Raw genomic sequence first — 20200 nt, forward strand, 5'->3', positions numbered from 1 at the left:
TGTGCCAGAAGCCCCAACGGTTGTAAGCGCTCAACGAAGCACGTACTTGCCCTATTCAGGCGTATCTGATTTTTTAATATTCCAGGGCAACAAAGCCTCCACTTTATCAACCGTATCAGCATAAGGTAAAGCAGTGAGAACCTGCTTAAGATATGCATAAGGCTCCAGCCCATTTGCTTTAGCTGTTTCTATCAGGCTGTAATGTATTGCACTGGCACGAGCACCCGCAGGGGTATCAGAAAATAACCAGGCTTTGCGCCCTATCACAAACGGGCGAATCGCATTTTCTGCCAGGATGTTGCTAATATTGAGTTCACCATGGGTGCAATACACATTGAGTTTTTCCCACTGGTTACTCAGGTAAGTCATTGCCTTTCCTGTCAGGCTATCTTTAGGTACTTTATGCTGGTTTTCTTCCAGATAGGCTTTGAGCTGGTTCAATACAGGAATGCTCTTCTCCTGGCGCTGCTGATATTTTTCATCCACTGACAGGTCTTTAATTTCTCGCTCAATGACATACAGTTTATTGATCAGGCTCAGCGCTTTACCTGCTTTTGAGGGTTTGTTATTTTGTCCCTTTTTGCGTTTAGGCTGTGCATTCTGGGCATCTTTAAAATAACGACGCGCATGATCCCAGCACACCAGCTGGGTGATGCTGTTTTTTTGGCACACGGCATTGTACCCCGCATAGCCATCGGTTTGCAGATAGCCACTAAAGCCGTCAAGCAGGCGCATGGGGACGTCTCCACTACGAGAGGGATCGTATTCAAACAGGATGCTTTTTTCACCCGGTGGCCCGCCAAGCGTCACCCACATATATTTATCTGAGGTCGCTGGCCGCCCCGGTTCTTTTAATACCTGAACCCGCGTTTCATCAGCGAGTATGACTGCCCCTGTGTGTTGATGCTCTCGCATCAGGTTAATCAGGGGCTGAAGTTGTTTAGCCAGTGCGATCATCCAGTTTGCTAATGTCGCTCTGGAGATGTCACCCCCATAACGAGACAAGATGCCTTCTTGCCGATATAAAGGTAAGCCGTCAGCATACTTGGCGATAATAACAAAGCACATTAAACTGATGCTTCCCATTGCTCTGGCAATAGGGTGTCTGGGCATTTGTGCGGCTTTAACCTGGCGTTGTTTTTCGCCTTCAATCTGTTTGATAAAGACCGCTTTTTCCTGCATGTATTCAAGAACACGTACTTTAGCAGGAATAATATCCAGCTCTTCTTTCACTTTAGTAAAGAAAGTATCAATAGCACCTTCTTTTTCTTCATCGGTTAAATAAATAAAAATTTGCTCGCGAGGTAACTTATCTGAGAAGGGTTTGCGTCCCGGCTTTTTCTTGGTGCCAGTAGAACTTGTTTGTTTTTCGTCCTCAGGTGCTTCATCAGCCTCCAGGTCTAGCTCCTCATCGCTATCCGCTTCATTCTCTGCTTCATCAAACAAAGAGGATTGATGAGATTGTTCACTGGATGATCCAAAGCGTTTTATTTTAGATAAGCGTAGTACCTCTTCCAGAATAAGGATGCGTTTTTTCTGTTCGGAAATCACCCCAGACTTAACTTCAATCACACGCGTCAGTTCATCAATAGCCTGTTTTTTTTCAAGCAACAAAGCAACACTCTCCGACAGCAAAGAACCGGCTTTATCTTGTTGTTTTATATTTGAAATATCGGCTAAAATCATGGCTTTATTATAGCATTTATAGTGGCAATAATGAACACAAAAACAGCTAAAAAACAGACTCATATTGAAGTTTTTTATGACCTTTCATCGCGCTAATATCAAAGCCATCCAGCAGCCAGTTTAACTGCTGGCCTGTTAAGGTTAATGTCTCTTCCTCACCCTTAGGCCACTTAAATGTTTCTTCTACCAATGACTTGTAATAAAGGACAAAACCATTATCTTCCCAAAACAGGCATTTAATCTTATTCCGCCGTTTATTCGTAAAGGCATAGAGAGCCCCCTCAAAAGGATTATGCCCTAACTCACATTCAACAATCGCCGATAAGCCCCGATGTGACTTACGAAAATCAATGGGCTGCCGATACAGATACACTTCTGTCAAAGACAGAGAGGGACGCATAACAACCGTCATCGCAACAGCTCAAGCAGTGGTTGAATACACGGCATAGTATCCTGCGTAATACCTTCCAACCGAATACCATCATTAAATTGCAAAGATAATCCTGGGACTGGCGCAGATGAACGATCCCCGTCAACCCGAATACGTGTAAACCCTGTAGGGGAAGTAGTCGGCTTTACAGTCGATTTACGTTTCCAGTAGCCTAACTTTTGCGGACATAAATCATGCTGTCGACAATAAGCTACCTGTGATTGGCCTGATGCCTGCCAGTGCTCTATGTGAATAGGCCAGAAAGTCTTTGCCTGTATTTTTTCTAACGCTGCCATTTAAAATTCCCCGTGGTATTTAACAATGGGGATAGTTTGGCATTAATCTGAGTTGCCGTGAAGTACGCTGACTATTGAGCGCTTACCAACGGTTCGCGATTTCGATGACTGATGGCTTTGAACCTAAAAAAATCAGTTGCTCACGATTTCTAGCACACGCTCTTGATTCCACAGCACTTCCAAAAAATGCCCGATTAACTTACGGGTGAATCTAAGATTTTTTGAAAGTGTTATATTAATTCAATATCTTGCACTATAATTCCGCGCCCAACGGATTTTTCTAGGTTTAAGAGTTCCCGAATTCATATAACCTAGATTCAACTAATATGTGCAATTCATTTTTTAGGGACTGAAAGAGTCAGCTGATGCATAGTTCATGCTTGATCACGACAGCTCTCCAAACTGCAACGCCGCCAATCTAGCATACAGCCCTTTTTGTTCCAGCAATTGCTGATGACTTCCTATGGCAACAATTTTGCCGTGATTCATCACCACAATTCTATCTGCTTTTAACACCGTCGCAAGACGGTGAGCAATAACCAGCGTTGTGCGCTTTTGCATTAAATGCTGGAGCGCATCTTGAACTAGTTTTTCGCTTTCTGCATCCAGCGAGCTGGTGGCTTCATCGAGTAATAAGACCGGCGCATTTTTAAGAATGGCACGGGCGATAGAAATACGTTGACGTTGGCCGACTGACAACCTGAGACCTCGTTCACCTAGAAAAGTATCGTATCGCCCGGGTAATCGCTGGATAAATTCATCGGCTGCTGCCGCTTTCGCGGCTATTTTGATTTCTGCATCACTGGCGGCAGGATTTCCAAAGCGAATGTTTTCCATCACACTGGCGGCAAATATTGAGGTTTCTTGAGGAACGATGGCTATGTGTTGACGTAGTTGGGTGGTGTCGGCTCGTGCAATATCTATCCCGTTGATGCAGATTTTTCCCTGCTGAATTGCATAAAAGCGTAATAACAATTGAAATACAGTACTTTTACCAGCCCCTGAAGGCCCCACTAGTGCGACTGTTTCGCCGGGTGCTATGCTCAGGTTAAAATCATGCAAGGCGTGTTGTTCAGGTCTTGAGGGGTAATTAAAAAAAACATTCTGGAAGCTAATAGCTTGGTCTTTAGCTGGGGGTATGATGACTGGATTTTGCGGTGAAATAATACCCGGCTGATATTTTAATAATTCCAGGATACGTTCCATAGCTCCGGCGGCTCTTTGAATATCGCCCCAGACTTCACTTAATGCAGCCGAATTAGTGGCGACCAATACACCATAAAGCAAAAACTGGCTGAGCTCGCCCAATGACATTTTTCCTGCTTGTACCCATTGGGCACCTAACCAGATGATCGCCATTAAGCCTGTGAATACGGTGAATAAGGCAAAAGCAGCCAGCAAGGCCCTGGCTGTTAAGCGATGCCGTGCAGTCGCAAAGGAGTTTTCTACGGTGTTATTAAAACGTCCGGTAAAATATCCCTCCAGATTATAGGACTGTAACACGTGTATAGCATTAAATGTTTCCCCGGCTATGGCACTGGATTCGGCAATACAATCCTGGTTTTTCTTTGATAATCGCCTGACTTTACGCCCGAAGATAACCAAGGGTAGGATTATCAGCGGTACGATAAATAAAATTAAGCCGGTCAGTTGCAGATTGGTCACTGATAACATGATCAAACTACCTGCGAGTAGCAAAGTACAACGCAAGGTCACGGAAAGACCCGCACCGACAACTGACTGGACTAAAGTGGTATCCGTAGTCAACCGCGACAGCACTTCGCCAGTGGGGGTAGACTCAAAAAAAGCAGGCTCCATTTGCAGTATATGTTGATACAGTTTTGCACGTATATCGGCCACAATACGTTCACCCAGCCACATCACCATATAATATCTACCCGCAGAAAACACCGCCATAACCGTAACAATCCCTAGCAACAAGAGAAAATATTGATTCAGTTTGTCACTTTGGTGCAGTAAATAGCCTTGATCAATAATCAATTTAATTGCTATGGGCAAAGCCAGTGCAGCTGCGGCGGCTATTATCAATACCATAAATCCGACTAATAGGCGTAGTTTATATGGCTTAAAAAAATCGATCAGTTGTATTAATGAGTCAAACCTGCGATAACTGGATTTTGTTTTAGGCATAAGATTTTGCAAGATAGGTGACAAGAATCAAAGCGTCTTTGGCTAAATTATCACCTATTGAGAGGGTAAATTGGAGTTATTTTTACTGGCCATGATTTTTGTCTCCCGATTTAAAGCGGAAGGCTTTGTACCACTAAAAACCTAACCGTTCATCGTCCCCTCTGGAAAGCATGGGTTGAGCAAAGTTTTTTTAATAAAACCTCCCCTAACTCCTCCTTGCCAAGCAATGCTGTTGTCTTAAGTCGCTTTTGCTGGAGGGTTGGGTGAGGAGGAAAAAATCAAGCATTTACAATCCCCTCATCCCAACCTTCTACCCTCTGGAGAAGGCGTTTATGCTTAAGTCAACAGCATTGTCCTTGCCAATGAGGGGGACGAACGATTACCTAAAAACTCATTTACAATAATAAAAACAGGCTATGACAGATAGGGTAATCCAGCCTCTATAAGCTAAACCGGATTTTGTTGGATTTCCTTTGCTTGATACTCAAAAAAAAACTAACCTGCAAAACTAAACTGTCACTTATCGGTGCTTCACTATGACAAATAAACCCGCTATTGAATTTTCTCAACTGAGTAAACATTATCAGGAGTCTGGACTACAACAGCTGATTTTTGAGCATTTGAATTTGTCTGTTGCTGAGGGGGAATTCATCGTATTGCTTGGTCGCAGTGGTTCAGGTAAATCAACCTTACTTAATTTGATCAGTGGTATAGACCAGCCTTCATCGGGTGATATCTGGGTAAACGCAGCTAATATTTGCAGTTTATCCGAACATCAACGCACTTTGTTTCGTCGTCATCATATAGGCTTTATATTCCAGGCCTATAATTTAATCGCGACCTTAACGGTTGCTGAGAATCTGTTATTGCCTTTAGAGCTGATCAAGCCTATAGACGACGATGACCGGGATAAAGTCAGTGACTTGTTAGCACGGCTGGGACTGGCTGACCGCCTGGATAGCTATCCTGATCGTTTATCCGGCGGTGAGCAGCAACGGGTTGCGATTGCCAGAGCTTTGATTCATGACCCGGATATTATTCTCGCCGATGAGCCGACTGGTAATCTGGACCTTGAAACGGGTGAACAAGTATTAGAGCTATTAGATAAGCTGGTTCGCGATGCAGGCAAAACGCTGATTATGGCAACCCACAGCCATGAAGTTATCGGTCAGGCCGACCGGGTGTTTGCCATCAATAATAAAACACTGCAGTTAGTCACTGATTCCCAATGAGCAGCATTCTTAACAAAGCCAGTCGCAATTTTTTATACCGGCACCCCTGGCAGCTATGCTTAGCTATATTAGGGATTACTCTCGGTGTTGCTGTTGTGGTTGCGATAGATCTGACGCTGGATAGTTCATTACAGGCTTTTACCCAGACTACTCAAGCATTATCAGGCAAAGCAACACATAGAATTGTTGCCAGTGATGGCGGCCTGGATGAAAAATTGTATACAGCCTTGAGGGTTGAGCATGGTATCCGTAATTTGTCCCCTGCCATTAACGGTTACGTTGTTTCCGCTACAACACCTGAAATCAAGTTTAAAATTTATGCGATAGACCCTATGATTGAAAACACATTTCAATCCGACTGGCAGCAACAAGAGGGAACAGACAATGGTCTGCGCTTGATTAGCGAAGCTAATACCGTGTTAATGAATCAGCAGACTGCAGAGAAAATGGGTTTGCAAATAGATGATCACATAACCGTTATAACTGATACGGGTACTTATGATTTAATCATTATAGACTGGTTACCCGAAGATGATGCGGTAACCAGGGAATTGTTTGAGAATTTACTGATTACCGATATAGCCACCGCGCAGGAAATATTAGGCTTAGTGGGTAATCTTAGCGCAATTGACGTGATCATAGCGCCAGATCTGGCTGCAAAAATACAGGCTATACGTCAGGTTCTACCCGCGGATGTATTATTGATATCACTGGATAATCAGGCTGAATCGCTAAAGCAAATGACTCATGCCTTTGCAATTAACTTAAATGCCATGGGCCTGCTTTCACTATTAGTCGGCATGTTTTTGATTTATAACACCATGACCTTTTTAGTTATTCAGCGCAGAGGACTTATTGGCAATTTGCGCTCAATCGGTGTCACCCGGCAGCAGATATTTAAGCTCATAATCAGTGAGGCCTTGATTCTGGCACTAATAGGGACAACTTTAGGCCTAGTATTAGGCATTCTTCTGGGGCAGAGCTTATTACATATCATCTCTGGGACTATTAATGCCTTTTTTTTTCGGGTGGATCACAGCCTGTTAATATTAAGCCCTGTGCAGATAGCCAAAGGTCTGCTATTAGGCGTAGGAGCGACTTTACTCGCTGTGATAGCACCTGCCTGGGAAGCTACTCGTCAATCACCGCAACATACTTTATTACGTTCACAACTGGAATCAGGTGTACGGAAATTAATACGTTTAGCTATTGTAGTGGCTCTCTTCTTTATACTCTGTAGTTTTGCGCTTATTTTTCTGTCAGGCACCAATGTCAGCCTGGGATTAATCAGTATTTTCCTGTTATTGTTCGGCTTTGCCTTGCTCACACCGGTGGTTACTCTATTGCTGATGAATTTTCTGGAACAAACCTTGGGACGCTACTCCAGTATAGTCGCAAGGTTACCGGTGCGTATGGTCAAAGCTGAAATCAGTAGAACCGGTATAGCGATTGCCACATTAATGATTGCTGTTGCTGTTTCGATAGGCATGGATATCATGATCGGCAGTTTTCGCCTGACTGTTGCTGAATGGCTGCAAACCTCTTTACAAGCGGACCTGTATGTTAATGTGGTAGGAAATACCCAGGCAACCCATAAATCTCTCAGTGATCAAAAATTGAAAGCCAGTATCGCTGGGCTAGAAGATGTAGAAATGCTCAGCAGTGTGCTACACACGCAGTTAATCCATGACCAGAAGCTGACAAAAGTGTCAGTGTTTGAATTAAACGAAAAATCCAGACAAGGGTTTATTTTTAAACAAAAAGGTAAAGATGTCTGGGGTACATTTATTCAGCAAAATTCTCTTTTCGTTACTGAACCCTACGCTTATCACCATCACACTAAAATAGGTGACAAAATTTTGCTGCGTACCGATCAGGGAGAACAAGCCTTTGAGGTTATAGCTATCTATGCCGATTATAGTGGCGACCAAGGTCATCTTGCCATGAGCCGCAATATCTATGAAAAATACTGGCTAGATCTCGGGTATTCTGGCATCGGAATTTATGCTGATCAAAGGGCCGATAGGCAACAACTGGAAATGCGCGTTAAACAACTCCTCAAACCCTATCAAAGCGTGCGCTCCGAACAGGCTATTTTCCAGGCATCCATGCAAATGTTTGAGCAAACTTTTAAAATCACTGAAATCTTGCGCTTGCTGGCCGCCAGCATTGCCTTTATCGGCGTATTCAGTGCCTTGATGGCATTGCAATTTGAACGTACCCGGCAACTGGGTATATTGCGCGCGATAGGCATGACACCTATACAAATAGGTCGAATCATCAGTATCGAAACCGGCTTAATGGGACTTATAGCGGGAGTGTTTGCCGTGCCAGTAGGTTTTATCATGGCTTATGTGTTAATTTTTGTGGTTTATCAACGTTCATTCGGCTGGACTATGGCTTTTCATTTTGATGCCTTGGTCATTGTTCAAGCCTTGCTGCTTGCATTTTTTGCCGCCTTACTTGCCGGAGTGCTGCCTGCGTTAAAAATGGCGCAAACTAAACCGGCGGAAGCATTGAGGTCTGAATAAAAATGAAAACCGTGATTTACTCTTTGATTATTATAATAATAGTAGCACTAGGAAGACTGTTTTTTGCGCAACAAAATTCTGAGCCACCTGAACCTTTAACGACGTCCGACAATCTTTTATCAGCAGACAATGAAAACTATGCGCGGGTATTAAAACCACGGGCCTTTGTTTTTCCGCAAGATCATGGTGCACACCCGGAATATCATATCGAATGGTGGTATTTTACCGGCATTTTACAATCCTCAGCAGAACGCAAGTTTGGTTATGAATTAACCTTTTTTCGCTTTGCCTTAACACCCGAGCAACAAAAAACAGCCTCTAAATGGCGTGATAAGCAAATGTATATGGCACATTTTGCCTTGACCGATGTTGATGCTGAAGAATTTCATTTTGCTGAACGCTTCAGTCGTGCCGGTAATAAATTAGCAGGCGCGGAAACAGCAAAATATCATGTGTGGTTACATGACTGGAAAGCGGAAGCTGTTGATACAACTGATTCAAGTATTCATTTGGATGCAAAAACCGAGGATTTTTCTATTTCTTTATACCTGAAGCCAGAAAAGAAAATCGCCTTGCAGGGTCTGGATGGCTTTAGTAAAAAGAATGCGCAAGCAGGTAACGCCTCCTATTATTATTCATATACCCGTATGGCTACAACAGGCAATATTCAGCTTAATCTACAAGCATTTGAAGTAAGTGGCTCAAGCTGGATGGACAGAGAATGGAGCAGTGCTTCGCTTGCTGCTGAGCAAGTAGGCTGGGATTGGTTTGCATTGCAATTATCCGATCACAGCGAACTCATGTTTTACCGCTTTAGACGCAAAGATGACAAGCAGGATGAGAATAACGCCGGGGCCATTTTTAATGCCGATAATTCCAAAATAAGCTTAACTTTTACAGAGGTTGATATCAAAGTTCTGGATCATTGGAAAAGCCCAAAAACCCAGGTCAGCTATCCTGCAAAATGGCATTTATCCATTCCCAAACTGGGACTAGAACTGGATGTCACGCCATTAACCAGCGATCAGGAGATCAATGTCAGATATCGTTACTGGGAGGGCGCGGTGAGTGTTGCAGGCAAAAAATACGACGAGGTGATTAATGGACAGGGTTATGTTGAACTCACGGGTTATCAATAATGACTGACTATCCATCTAAGGCAGAACAAAACAACAGGAGTCATATTGTGTATACCTATTTTTTCTTGGCATAGGCTAAAGCTTCATACATATAGCTGATTACGTACAACTCTCAGCTAGACTCCGTCATTCCAGCTACCATTTTAAAACGGGACAAAGCAATGTAGGCTGGGTTAGCTTATCTAGCGAAGCGCAGATAACGTAACCCAGCACTTTACGTATACGGGGCTTTGCTGGGTTACGTTTTTTTACTTCGTTAAAAAGATCTAACCCAGCCTACGGTGTCCCGTCTTAAGTGCGTAGCCCTCATTCCTGCATGCTTTTAGCAGGGATCTCGTAGGTTAAGCATAGATTCCCGATAAAGCTTGTGCCCACGCTTGACTGGGTAGACTTCGGGAATGACGAGTTTTTTAATATACTGTTTTTAATGTTTTATTCTCTTATGGCTGAGAGTTGTACGTAATCAGGTACCTATATGACTCATATTCCAGAGGAATCAGCACTCATTCTTTAAACCTAGAAAAGGTATAGACACAGGAACTGCAAGACTCGTCCCTGCGTTTACGATGGCATCTATTATAAGCAGGTTCAGTTCTTCAGCAATCTGCAGATATTCGTTGTAATCAGTGGTTTGCAAATAGGCAAAAACTTCCAGATCCAGCGAATATTTGCCAAACTCTTTAAACCTCACCCTTGCTGGAAGCCGGTCTACCCTGCTATGCTCTTTTAAAAATAGACTGATACTATCCAACACAGATTGAACCTGGTCAGAAGTACTATCCGATCTCAGCCGAATATTATGTCGATAAAGTATTTTCTGCCGCTGGCTTATATTTTCAATTTCCATATTGGATAAGCTCCCATTAGGAATATCGATTACCGTGTTCGCCAGAGTACGTATCTTGGTAGCACGCAGGCCAATTTCTTCAATAGTACCAACGACATCACCGATTCGGCAAAACTCGCCCACCCGCACCGGTTGAGCGGAATACAGGGTAATAGCTCCGATCAGGTTCTCTATGGATTTCTGTGCGGCCAAAGCGACAGCAATACTCCCTACCCCTAGTCCAGCCAGCAAGGTGGAGATACTAAAGCCCATATTCTCCAGCCAGACCATAATTGCAATCAGAATAATAATTCCTTTAATTACCCGGGCGGCAGGTCGTAACATCAAAGAACCATTACTATTGCCATTTTCAGCCATTCGATCGGCCAATCGAGACGTGAAAAGATTAACTATGCCAAAAAGCAACCACCCGAAAGCAACAACATATAGCGTTCTTGCCTCAAATAATGCATTCACCTTAAGTGATGGTGCAGTTAAATAAAAATAGTTCCTAAAGATTATGACCAGAAGCATAAAGCGAACAGGCCCCTGTAAAAACCTCTGTCGCTGTTCTGACTTGGATGATTTACTGCGTTTGAGAAATAAAGTGACCAACCATGTCAAAAGCCAGGCAATGATATAGGCAACAACTAAAATAGCTATCAGTATTACCATTTGCCAAGGCTGAAAAGCAAGCCCTTTAATTTCAGGTATCAGCGTAGAAAGTTTATCACCCAGTTCACCATAACCATATAGTTCATATAGCCTGGGGATTTCCATAACCGTACGATTAGAAACTTTCCATATATAATCACCTTTTTTATCGCCAGGGACTCTTTGCATTAAGATATCTACGGGCCCATCCGGGGTATTTATCGTAGCAACCCGATCACGGTAGCTGGGTAAGCCATCATCAAGGTGCCCTGTGGGTTCAATACTTAAATTTTCAGGCCCCATCCAGAATATTCGCTCCGCTACTATCCCTAACGTAAGCGCTCAACGAAGCACGTACTTGCCCTATTCAGGCGTATCTGATTTTTTAATATTCCAGGGCAACAAAGCCTCCACTTTATCAACCGTATCAGCATAAGGTAAAGCAGTGAGAACCTGCTTAAGATATGCATAAGGCTCCAGCCCATTTGCTTTAGCTGTTTCTATCAGGCTGTAAGGGAGATGGAAAGAAATAATCATCCAGAACAACCAGGAGAAATGGTCAAAAACCATTTCTCCAACGATGGCATTCGGTCAACAAACTGATAATACGTCTTCATTGCTTTTTTACCTACCTTTACTCCTGTTTCATATATTTTTTCTGTTAATTTAACAATAGGTGCTTTGCCATTGTAGGTCATACTTTTGGCAAATTTTAAAGTTGTTTCAACTGTATCCATTATGTCGCCACTAATATGATTTTCATAGGCTCCCCATACTCGTTCAATTGGGTTATATTTACTATGATAAGGAGGGTAGTAGGCCAGTTTTATCTTTATGTTGCTTTTTTCAGCAAACTCCACAAGCCTTTTTATAAACTGAGTTCTGGAGCTACTGTTCTCCATACCATTGTCAGCGTTAATTGTCAGAATATCTACTCCATATTTTTCTTGAATTTCTGGCCAAATTTCTTCCAATCGGTCAACGATGAAATCACTGCTGGCATAGCCTGCTGTAAAGAAAAGGAAAAAATCATCATGTTCAGGCAGATAAAAACCAAAAGGAGTTAACTTTTCCTTAACATCTAAATCATGATCCTCTGCTTTTGTTAAAACCCGATTTCGTCCTCCCCGTGAAAAATTTCCTATATTCATTCTTGCTTTGGCATCAATTGATATACGAATCTCTTTTGGGTTGATATCTGCCATTCCATTGACTGAATGAACTTGTTCAAAAATTGCATCCGTTTCCTTGATTTTCTTATGAGGCTTTGTTTTTTGTACCTTTTTTGGATGGTAACTCAGGTCATTTAATTTTGTATTGATAGTTTTTGAGCAAGGTAATGTTTTTTCATCGTAATAATCAATCTCCAGTAAACGTTTTCTAACTTCTTTAGCCGTTAGCCGGGTATATAATCGACAGGAATTAAAAGAGGGATCCGTTTGACACTCCGGTTCAGCAATTTTTTTTATGTCATCAAGTAGATGAGGAAAATGCTCTTCACTTTTATTACGCCCTCTCGCTGAAAAATTATCTTCTATGGGCTGAGTTTCAAGTTCATATTGTCCTTTTCGGATAGTGCCTCTATTCCATCCTAGTTTTTCTTCAGCAATACTTGCACCACCTGAGCCTAGTAGCTCCACCGTTTCAGCCATGAATATACGACGTACCGAGCCTTTTAAACGATGGGCTGTATTTATAATCCAACCTATAATGCTATCTGTTAATATCAACAAGCTTATCTGCCTAGTGTGAGAATAAATTCAGAATTCATTATTATAAATTATTGAGACACAAGCTTACTTCGTTTGGATGATTATTTCTTTCCATCTCCCTAATGTATTGCACTGGCACGAGCACCCGCAGGGGTATCAGAAAATAACCAGGCTTTGCGCCCTATCACAAACGGGCGAATCGCATTTTCTGCCAGGATGTTGCTAATATTGAGTTCACCATGGGTGCAATACACATTGAGTTTTTCCCACTGGTTACTCAGGTAAGTCATTGCCTTTCCTGTCAGGCTATCTTTAGGTACTTTATGCTGGTTTTCTTCCAGATAGGCTTTGAGCTGGTTCAATACAGGAATGCTCTTCTCCTGGCGCTGCTGATATTTTTCATCCACTGACAGGTCTTTAATTTCTCGCTCAATGACATACAGTTTATTGATCAGGCTCAGCGCTTTACCTGCTTTTGAGGGTTTGTTATTTTGTCCCTTTTTGCGTTTAGGCTGTGCATTCTGGGCATCTTTAAAATAACGACGCGCATGATCCCAGCACCCCAGCTGGGTGATGCTGTTTTTTTGGCACACGGCATTGTACCCCGCATAGCCATCGGTTTGCAGATAGCCACTAAAGCCGTCAAGCAGGCGCATGGGGACGTCTCCACTACGAGAGGGATCGTATTCAAACAGGATGCTTTTTTCACCCGGTGGCCCGCCAAGCGTCACCCACATATATTTATCTGAGGTCGCTGGCCGCCCCGGTTCTTTTAATACCTGAACCCGCGTTTCATCAGCGAGTATGACTGCCCCTGTGTGTTGATGCTCTCGCATCAGGTTAATCAGGGGCTGAAGTTGTTTAGCCAGTGCGATCATCCAGTTTGCTAATGTCGCTCTGGAGATGTCACCCCCATAACGAGACAAGATGCCTTCTTGCCGATATAAAGGTAAGCCGTCAGCATACTTGGCGATAATAACAAAGCACATTAAACTGATGCTTCCCATTGCTCTGGCAATAGGGTGTCTGGGCATTTGTGCGGCTTTAACCTGGCGTTGTTTTTCGCCTTCAATCTGTTTGATAAAGACCGCTTTTTCCTGCATGTATTCAAGAACACGTACTTTAGCAGGAATAATATCCAGCTCTTCTTTCACTTTAGTAAAGAAAGTATCAATAGCACCTTCTTTTTCTTCATCGGTTAAATAAATAAAAATTTGCTCGCGAGGTAACTTATCTGAGAAGGGTTTGCGTCCCGGCTTTTTCTTGGTGCCAGTAGAACTTGTTTGTTTTTCGTCCTCAGGTGCTTCATCAGCCTCCAGGTCTAGCTCCTCATCGCTATCCGCTTCATTCTCTGCTTCATCAAACAAAGAGGATTGATGAGATTGTTCACTGGATGATCCAAAGCGTTTTATTTTAGATAAGCGTAGTACCTCTTCCAGAATAAGGATGCGTTTTTTCTGTTCGGAAATCACCCCAGACTTAACTTCAATCACACGCGTCAGTTCATCAATAGCCTGTTTTTTTTCAAGCAACAAAGCAACACTCTCCGACAGCAAAGAACCGGCTTTATCTTGTTGTTTTATATTTGAAATATCGGCTAAAATCATGGCTTTATTATAGCATTTATAGTGGCAATAATGAACACAAAAACAGCTAAAAAACAGACTCATATTGAAGTTTTTTATGACCTTTCATCGCGCTAATATCAAAGCCATCCAGCAGCCAGTTTAACGGCTGGCCTGTTAAGGTTAATGTCTCTTCCTCACCCTTAGGCCACTTAAATGTTTCTTCTACCAATGACTTGTAATAAAGGACAAAACCATTATCTTCCCAAAACAGGCATTTAATCTTATTCCGCCGTTTATTCGTAAAGGCATAGAGAGCCCCCTCAAAAGGATTATGCCCTAACTCACATTCAACAATCGCCGATAAGCCCCGATGTGACTTACGAAAATCAATGGGCTGCCGATACAGATACACTTCTGTCAAAGACAGAGAGGGACGCATAACAACCGTCATCGCAACAGCTCAAGCAGTGGTTGAATACACGGCATAGTATCCTGCGTAATACCTTCCAACCGAATACCATCATTAAATTGCAAAGATAATCCTGGGACTGGCGCAGATGAACGATCCCCGTCAACCCGAATACGTGTAAACCCTGTAGGGGAAGTAGTCGGCTTTACAGTCGATTTACGTTTCCAGTAGCCTAACTTTTGCGGACATAAATCATGCTGTCGACAATAAGCTACCTGTGATTGGCCTGATGCCTGCCAGTGCTCTATGTGAATAGGCCAGAAAGTCTTTGCCTGTATTTTTTCTAACGCTGCCATTTAAAATTCCCCGTGGTATTTAACAATGGGGATAGTTTGGCATTAATCTGAGTTGCCGTGAAGTACGCTGACTATTGAGCGCTTACTCCCTAACTTACGCATTAATTCCGACCCTTCATCTGCAATATGTCTGGGTACCTGACGCATATCCAGGAAATCCATAACAAGATTCTGCTCCCCTTGTTTAATTGATTCCGAGAATGACATTACACTACCACGTGGCGTCCCCCGGTTTAATCGGTCATACGGCGCTTGCTCCTTAGGCACTTCCTGCTGAACTTCCTCCTTGCTATCTACCTTAAGCATATCCTTGACTGTGGGTGCCTCCACAGTTATGTCTTTGGCAAAAGCAGGTACCTGGAATAGCACTAATACCAGTGCAAAAAGTACAATTTGACGATATTTAACTAGGCTTACTTTTATCATAAGAACTCTGAAAGCAGTTGTTAATTGAATTATAACTATTAACTGAAAGCGGGGGCATTTGGGACCTTGAAAGCATTCAATGTAGGCTGAGGCTGAGGCTGAGGTACGAAACCCAGAAAAGTTAAAGTTGGGATTACACGCACCATCCCAGCCTACAGAAACCCACCATCAGAATATACACTAATATTTCCATAGTTTCTTTAGTACAAAGGTTCTTGGTAAAAAATCAATATCAAACCAATTTGAAAAAAAGCAAATACAGAAATAAAGCCGGCAATCTGTTTTCCGGGCGAATCCAGTTTTAATTCTAGCCAACGACCGATGGCCATAATCAAGGCAAATAAGCCCATAAAAGTATGCCCGATCTGAATCAGAAAAGAGCTTTTAGCCTGGAATCCCACATGCGAATGAGTTAACAACATTAACCCCCCAAAGGCGCATAGAATGGGAAAGATATAAGGTAACTTACTCTCCGGGTCGCTAGTCATTCTGGCGCGCAATTCCATACCCCCCAATAAAAAAACTAACAGGGTGGCAATACGATGCTGAAAAATCTCGCCATTTTCCAACATGCTTTCCCAAAATCCCATCGTTCCATTTGGCCAGGTTTCAGCATCAGCACGCAATAAGATAAAGATCCCCAGACCAATAAAACCCACCGGCCAATAACGTGTCCAAGTGAACGATTTTCTATACGATAGCATGGCAAACAGGCTCATCACCGTGACAAATATACCGGCAATATTATGATTATAATCAGACCATGCCGTTGCTGCTGCTGAAGGTGTCTGGCCGATAATCGCTGTTCGTCCGGCCTCCCCTGCAAGCAGTGCCGCATGGCTAGGCGAAGTGATGCGCGGAATACGTGGCGCGAAGGAATGCAATACATCACTCCAGCTCGCGGTTAAACCAGGAATATCTATCGCAGGTGGCTGCGAAGCAAGACTGGCGGCGGTAAACAATAAGGTAATTAAAACAAAGGTTTCTGCTTCAATATAATACGGCACTCGATTGAAAACATCTTGTCTATTGGCAGATGTTTCATACTTTAATACAGCGCTACGGTTAAGCCATGCAAAACCCAGAGCAATTGCCAGCAACAAAATTTTAACTAGCAGAATATTGCCATAACCGGTACCAATAAAACCATTCCAGGTGGTGATATAACCCAGTGCCATAAACGTACCAGACAATAATATTCCTGCCACTGCAATCATGCCTATTTTGGAAAATCGTTTCAGACTGTCAGGCCAATAGCTATCAGGGATTTGCTTTTGTCGGGTTAATTGCCAGATACTCACTAACTGAAATACACCCCCTACCCAGGCAGCCGCAGCGACCTGATGCATAGTCGTCAGGCTCATTAATAAAATACGATCCTCAAAACGGCCTGCAGCATGTACCAGCCATGCGCCTGAAATAATCATTAGCCCGGCTATGATCGCAGCGTACATCCATTGCTTACGCACCGTAGCATTAGCACGCAACACATAATAAACAAAGGCTCCCAGTGACAAGGCTAATAGCATGCGAATTATGCCACCGATAAACTGTGTCGTTGCTGCAAACTCAGGAAAAGGCCAGCGCCCTAATATAGAATCCATCACCCAGATTTTGAGCATGATTTTAATTAACTGCACGAGTGCTAAAGCAAAAGCTCCTTGATAAATTAGGCGAATTGTTCGCGCTGACAATAAGCTTTGTACTTGATTTTGCTTATCAGACTGCTCCCAGGGACGTAATATAAAAAGCCCCCAAATCAAACCGCCAATGGCTAATGAATAACATATAAGATCAATTCCACCAATAATGGAATCTAAAAAATCAGCAATACCCTGCATCTGCTTCCCTTATGGCTGGACGGTAAAGTGGATTACGTCTTCGGTAATATGCCCGTCTGCCGCAAAAATCTTATAATGCAGGGCGTACACACCGGTTGCTAACGCGGGAACATCGATGATGACAACGCCGGGTTCTTTGCCTGCAGTTATATTAAGTACTTCTTCAACATCCCCCGTACTTACCAGAAAAACCTGTGATAAACCCAGCTCAATACTCGAATTAAAATTTAATTTAACCGGACTTGCCTGACCGGCACTGATAGGTTGAATTTTTAATGAATGATCCGTGACCACTGCATGGGCGTTTACCAGGCCCGTAAAACAACAGAATAAAAGTATCGATCGAAAAAGCAGACGATGCATTTGGTTTGTTCTAAGGGGCATATATGGATTCCTGGTTAAATCAAACCCTCTATTTTATAACTGAATTCAAGTTGAATAAAGAATTTCCTGATTGGCCCTCATTTTCTAACGAATAAGGTTAGATTGTGATCGCGAAGCGAGCCACAATCTGAACCGTTTGTTGGACAAGCCCGGCACGATAGTAGGAATTCATTTAATGCGCTCTATGAAAATAGCTTTTTGTTGATCAGCCCGACTGATGAATCGAACCTCTGTTTTTACCTGTTTAACTGAACTTTGAGCGTTGTCCATTGCAGTCAACTCTCAAAGTCCAAGTATCGGAGCAAAATTCTGCCTTAATCTCCGATTTTAGCCCAAGCAACTCCCTCAGCATTTAATCCGCTGATAGCCTGGGTCGAAGTGTTTAAATTTACATAAGCGCTAGTGATTCCAATTGTTAAGTTGGCAAAGGCTGAAACATTATTTCCACCCTGGGTATTTGCCGACGCCCAACAACCATCGCCCCGCCACAACATTTGCAACTGAATGCCGGCCGTACTTTGAGTGCACGCAATATCTTCGTCGGGTCAAACTTTAGCAGGGAGTGAATCAACTTAATAACACCCTTGCTATTCGGATGTAAAAAGCCATAATTGCGCGCACGACGAAAGCCTTTAGGCAAAACATGTTGCAGCACCAGCCACAGAAATTTAGCCCCCGATACCGTTTTGGTTTGATAGCGTTTGGTTTTGCTGTCTTGATAACGGTAGGTTACTTTGCCATTTTGGCAGGATAAGATATCCTGTTCACGAATCACACCACGATACAGGTATCGACCCAGATATATCAATGCTTTATCGCCTGCACCGACAAACTTACAATCGACCACCCATTTTTCCGGAATAGCTGTGGGAAATGGCAACTTTTCTTCGTTCATACGCGCTAGCATCTTTGCACGAAATACTTTTGCTAGTGCTTTATGATGAAACAGGTATTTGCCTTCCTTAGTGCGCCAGAGCTTCTTGATTTTATCCACGATTGCCGCAGGCATAATGACATGAATATGCGGATGATAATTTAATTCGCGTGAGTGTGTATGTAAGACAGCAATCGCCCCGGCATCGCCTTGCAACTGCTTATCATTTTTACTAAAACTCTGTAAAGTCGCCCAGGCACAGTCAAACATCATACTGTAAAGTAACCGCGGATGCTGCCTGGCTAACGACCTTAACTGCGCAGGTAAGGTAAAGGTATTCATAAAATAATCAGCAGGGACTTGTTTTTGTACCTGTCGTTCAATCCATTGTTGACTCTCATGATGTTGACAATGCGGGCAGTTACGCTGGCCACAGGAATGAGGCACAAAGGTTTGATAGTCACAGTCTGCACAGTTAACCTGCATCACAGGACTCAGCTGTGTCCGACAGCTCTTCATGGCATGTAATGCACTGATCTGATTGGAGCGTAAACGAGATTGATACTCGCTTAAAAAGTCAGACTGAAATTGATCAATCACTGCAGCTAGGGTTATCATGAAATCTGCCCCCAGTGAATAGAAAAGTCATTGACTAACTGATTAATGTGCAGCTCTGCATTCTCATCGGTAATATCGGTCAAATGCGTATAGCGAGCCGTGGTTACTAAACTGGTATGGCCCAGAATCTTCTGCAACTCAACTAAATCAACCCCGGCTTCTAACAGGTGAGTGGCGTAACTGTGGCGCAGCGAGTGGCAGGAAATCTTTTTTTTAGTCCCATTTCTTGCGTCACAAGACGGATTGTCTTCTGGATGCCACCGCGATCAAGGGGGGATTCAGCAAGATGTGCACCTTTTAGACCCCGGGCACGGTTGGGAAATACCAGCACTGGATTTTTATGCACAGCCCAAAACTTACGCAACACCTTCAAGGTATTCACAGGCAAAGGCACAAGCCGATCCTTATTGCCTTTGGCATTGCGAATATGTACCCGCATGCGTGTCGCATCAATATCACCTACTTTCAGGCTTAAGCCCTCGCCCAAACGTAAACCTAGACTGTAAATCGTAAAATAAAAAACTCGATAGCTTAGATTACGGGTCGACATAAACAGTTGTTGTGCTTCAACCACAGTGACAATATCGGGTATACGCGTACATCGTGGTGGTTTAATCATTAGCACATCAACCCACGGCTTTTGTAGCACATGTGTATAGAAAAACTTGAGACCATAGAGATCTAGTTTCACGGCACTCCAGGAAAGGCGGCTTAAAAGAGCATGAAAATAATCCACCAGTTGATCTTGCGTTAAGTTATCCAGATGCCCCTGAAAGTGTTCCCCGATACGGCGAATAGCGCGTGAATAAGCGTCAATGGTTTTGGGTTGCAGTCCCTTAAGCTTTAAATGCTTACAGTGCTGGATATAATAATGGTTGAATTTAAGCTCTATCGATGGTGTCATAACAGTGTAACCTCATTATTGTTAGTTGGATGAGCTTACAAGTTACCTGTTATGCATATAACAGGCAATGAGGTTACACTTTAAATTTAAGGGATGCGCTGTTTTTCTCCGCGATAGCGGCTTCGTCCAACAATCAAGACAATTCCTTTTAATCCGTTATGAC

16 protein-coding genes and 2 pseudogenes are annotated in these 20200 nt (G+C 43.1%); 3 read left to right on the forward strand and 15 right to left on the reverse strand.

Features of this window, described 5'->3' with window-relative positions:
* Nucleotides 1-51: 51 nt before the first annotated feature.
* The 4 genes from tnpC (ACQY3F_RS15370) to ACQY3F_RS15385 form a co-directional block, all read right to left on the reverse strand.
* The gene (tnpC, locus tag ACQY3F_RS15370) at nucleotides 52-1686 is read right to left on the reverse strand and encodes an IS66 family transposase (protein ID WP_428355813.1); all 1635 of its coding nucleotides are present in this window, start codon (nucleotides 1684-1686) and stop codon (nucleotides 52-54) included.
* 46 nt (nucleotides 1687-1732) lie between these two features.
* The gene (gene tnpB, locus ACQY3F_RS15375) at nucleotides 1733-2098 is read right to left on the reverse strand and encodes an IS66 family insertion sequence element accessory protein TnpB (RefSeq protein WP_428353231.1); all 366 of its coding nucleotides are present in this window, start codon (nucleotides 2096-2098) and stop codon (nucleotides 1733-1735) included.
* Nucleotides 2095-2412, reverse strand: coding sequence for an IS66 family insertion sequence element accessory protein TnpA (gene tnpA, locus ACQY3F_RS15380; protein WP_428352923.1), 318 nt, complete (start codon nucleotides 2410-2412; stop codon nucleotides 2095-2097). The genes tnpB (ACQY3F_RS15375) and tnpA (ACQY3F_RS15380) overlap by 4 nt, the downstream gene beginning before the upstream one ends.
* Nucleotides 2413-2796: 384 nt before the next feature.
* The gene (locus ACQY3F_RS15385; RefSeq protein ID WP_428355814.1) at nucleotides 2797-4563 is read right to left on the reverse strand and encodes an ABC transporter transmembrane domain-containing protein; all 1767 of its coding nucleotides are present in this window, start codon (nucleotides 4561-4563) and stop codon (nucleotides 2797-2799) included.
* 536 nt (nucleotides 4564-5099) lie between these two features.
* On the opposite strand from ACQY3F_RS15385, the gene ACQY3F_RS15390 reads away from it, so the two are divergent.
* The 3 genes from ACQY3F_RS15390 to ACQY3F_RS15400 are packed head-to-tail and all read left to right on the forward strand — an operon-like array spanning nucleotide 5100 to nucleotide 9465.
* Nucleotides 5100-5795, forward strand: a complete 696-nt coding sequence (locus ACQY3F_RS15390) for an ABC transporter ATP-binding protein (protein WP_428355816.1) — start codon at nucleotides 5100-5102, stop codon at nucleotides 5793-5795.
* Nucleotides 5792-8326 (forward strand): FtsX-like permease family protein, encoded by a 2535-nt coding sequence (locus ACQY3F_RS15395; RefSeq protein WP_428355818.1) that lies wholly within the window; start codon nucleotides 5792-5794, stop codon nucleotides 8324-8326. The genes ACQY3F_RS15390 and ACQY3F_RS15395 overlap by 4 nt, the downstream gene beginning before the upstream one ends.
* A 2-nt stretch (nucleotides 8327-8328) precedes the next feature.
* The gene (locus tag ACQY3F_RS15400; protein ID WP_428355819.1) at nucleotides 8329-9465 is read left to right on the forward strand and encodes a lipocalin-like domain-containing protein; all 1137 of its coding nucleotides are present in this window, start codon (nucleotides 8329-8331) and stop codon (nucleotides 9463-9465) included.
* Between the two features lie 496 nt (nucleotides 9466-9961).
* On the opposite strand, the gene ACQY3F_RS15405 is transcribed toward ACQY3F_RS15400, so the two are convergent.
* The 11 genes and pseudogenes from ACQY3F_RS15405 to ACQY3F_RS15455 all read right to left on the reverse strand — a co-directional run bounded on the left by ACQY3F_RS15405 (nucleotide 9962) and on the right by ACQY3F_RS15455 (nucleotide 20037).
* Nucleotides 9962-11248: a mechanosensitive ion channel family protein gene (locus tag ACQY3F_RS15405; RefSeq protein ID WP_428355821.1), complete on the reverse strand. Its 1287-nt coding sequence runs from the start codon at nucleotides 11246-11248 to the stop codon at nucleotides 9962-9964.
* A 60-nt stretch (nucleotides 11249-11308) separates the two neighbouring features.
* Nucleotides 11309-11458, reverse strand: a pseudogene (locus ACQY3F_RS15410) (transposase domain-containing protein); the annotation flags it as partial.
* 20 nt (nucleotides 11459-11478) lie between these two features.
* Nucleotides 11479-12675, reverse strand: a complete 1197-nt coding sequence (locus ACQY3F_RS15415; protein WP_428352931.1) for an ISAzo13 family transposase — start codon at nucleotides 12673-12675, stop codon at nucleotides 11479-11481.
* Nucleotides 12676-12776: 101 nt separating this feature from the next.
* Entirely contained in the window at nucleotides 12777-14264 is a 1488-nt protein-coding gene (tnpC, locus tag ACQY3F_RS15420; protein WP_428355822.1) for an IS66 family transposase, read from the reverse strand.
* A gap of 46 nt (nucleotides 14265-14310) precedes the next feature.
* A complete protein-coding gene (gene tnpB / locus ACQY3F_RS15425; protein ID WP_428353150.1) occupies nucleotides 14311-14676 on the reverse strand; it encodes an IS66 family insertion sequence element accessory protein TnpB in 366 nt (121 codons plus the stop codon).
* Nucleotides 14673-14990 (reverse strand): IS66 family insertion sequence element accessory protein TnpA, encoded by a 318-nt coding sequence (gene tnpA / locus ACQY3F_RS15430; protein WP_428352923.1) that lies wholly within the window; start codon nucleotides 14988-14990, stop codon nucleotides 14673-14675. The genes tnpB (ACQY3F_RS15425) and tnpA (ACQY3F_RS15430) overlap by 4 nt, the downstream gene beginning before the upstream one ends.
* Nucleotides 14991-15032: 42 nt before the next feature.
* A complete protein-coding gene (locus ACQY3F_RS15435) occupies nucleotides 15033-15416 on the reverse strand; it encodes a hypothetical protein (protein ID WP_428355823.1) in 384 nt (127 codons plus the stop codon).
* Between the two features lie 200 nt (nucleotides 15417-15616).
* Nucleotides 15617-17257, reverse strand: coding sequence for a copper resistance D family protein (locus tag ACQY3F_RS15440; RefSeq protein WP_428355825.1), 1641 nt, complete (start codon nucleotides 17255-17257; stop codon nucleotides 15617-15619).
* A 9-nt stretch (nucleotides 17258-17266) separates the two neighbouring features.
* Entirely contained in the window at nucleotides 17267-17641 is a 375-nt protein-coding gene (locus ACQY3F_RS15445) for a copper resistance CopC family protein (protein ID WP_428355826.1), read from the reverse strand.
* A gap of 415 nt (nucleotides 17642-18056) precedes the next feature.
* A complete protein-coding gene (locus ACQY3F_RS15450) occupies nucleotides 18057-19133 on the reverse strand; it encodes an IS91 family transposase (RefSeq protein ID WP_428352924.1) in 1077 nt (358 codons plus the stop codon).
* Nucleotides 19130-20037, reverse strand: a pseudogene (locus ACQY3F_RS15455) (tyrosine-type recombinase/integrase). The gene ACQY3F_RS15450 and the pseudogene ACQY3F_RS15455 overlap by 4 nt, the downstream one beginning before the upstream one ends.
* Between the last annotated feature and the right edge of the window lie 163 nt (nucleotides 20038-20200).

The sequence above is a fragment of the Methyloprofundus sp. genome (assembly GCF_965251085.1).
In the GTDB taxonomy this organism is placed as follows: Bacteria; Pseudomonadota; Gammaproteobacteria; order Methylococcales; family Methylomonadaceae; genus Methyloprofundus.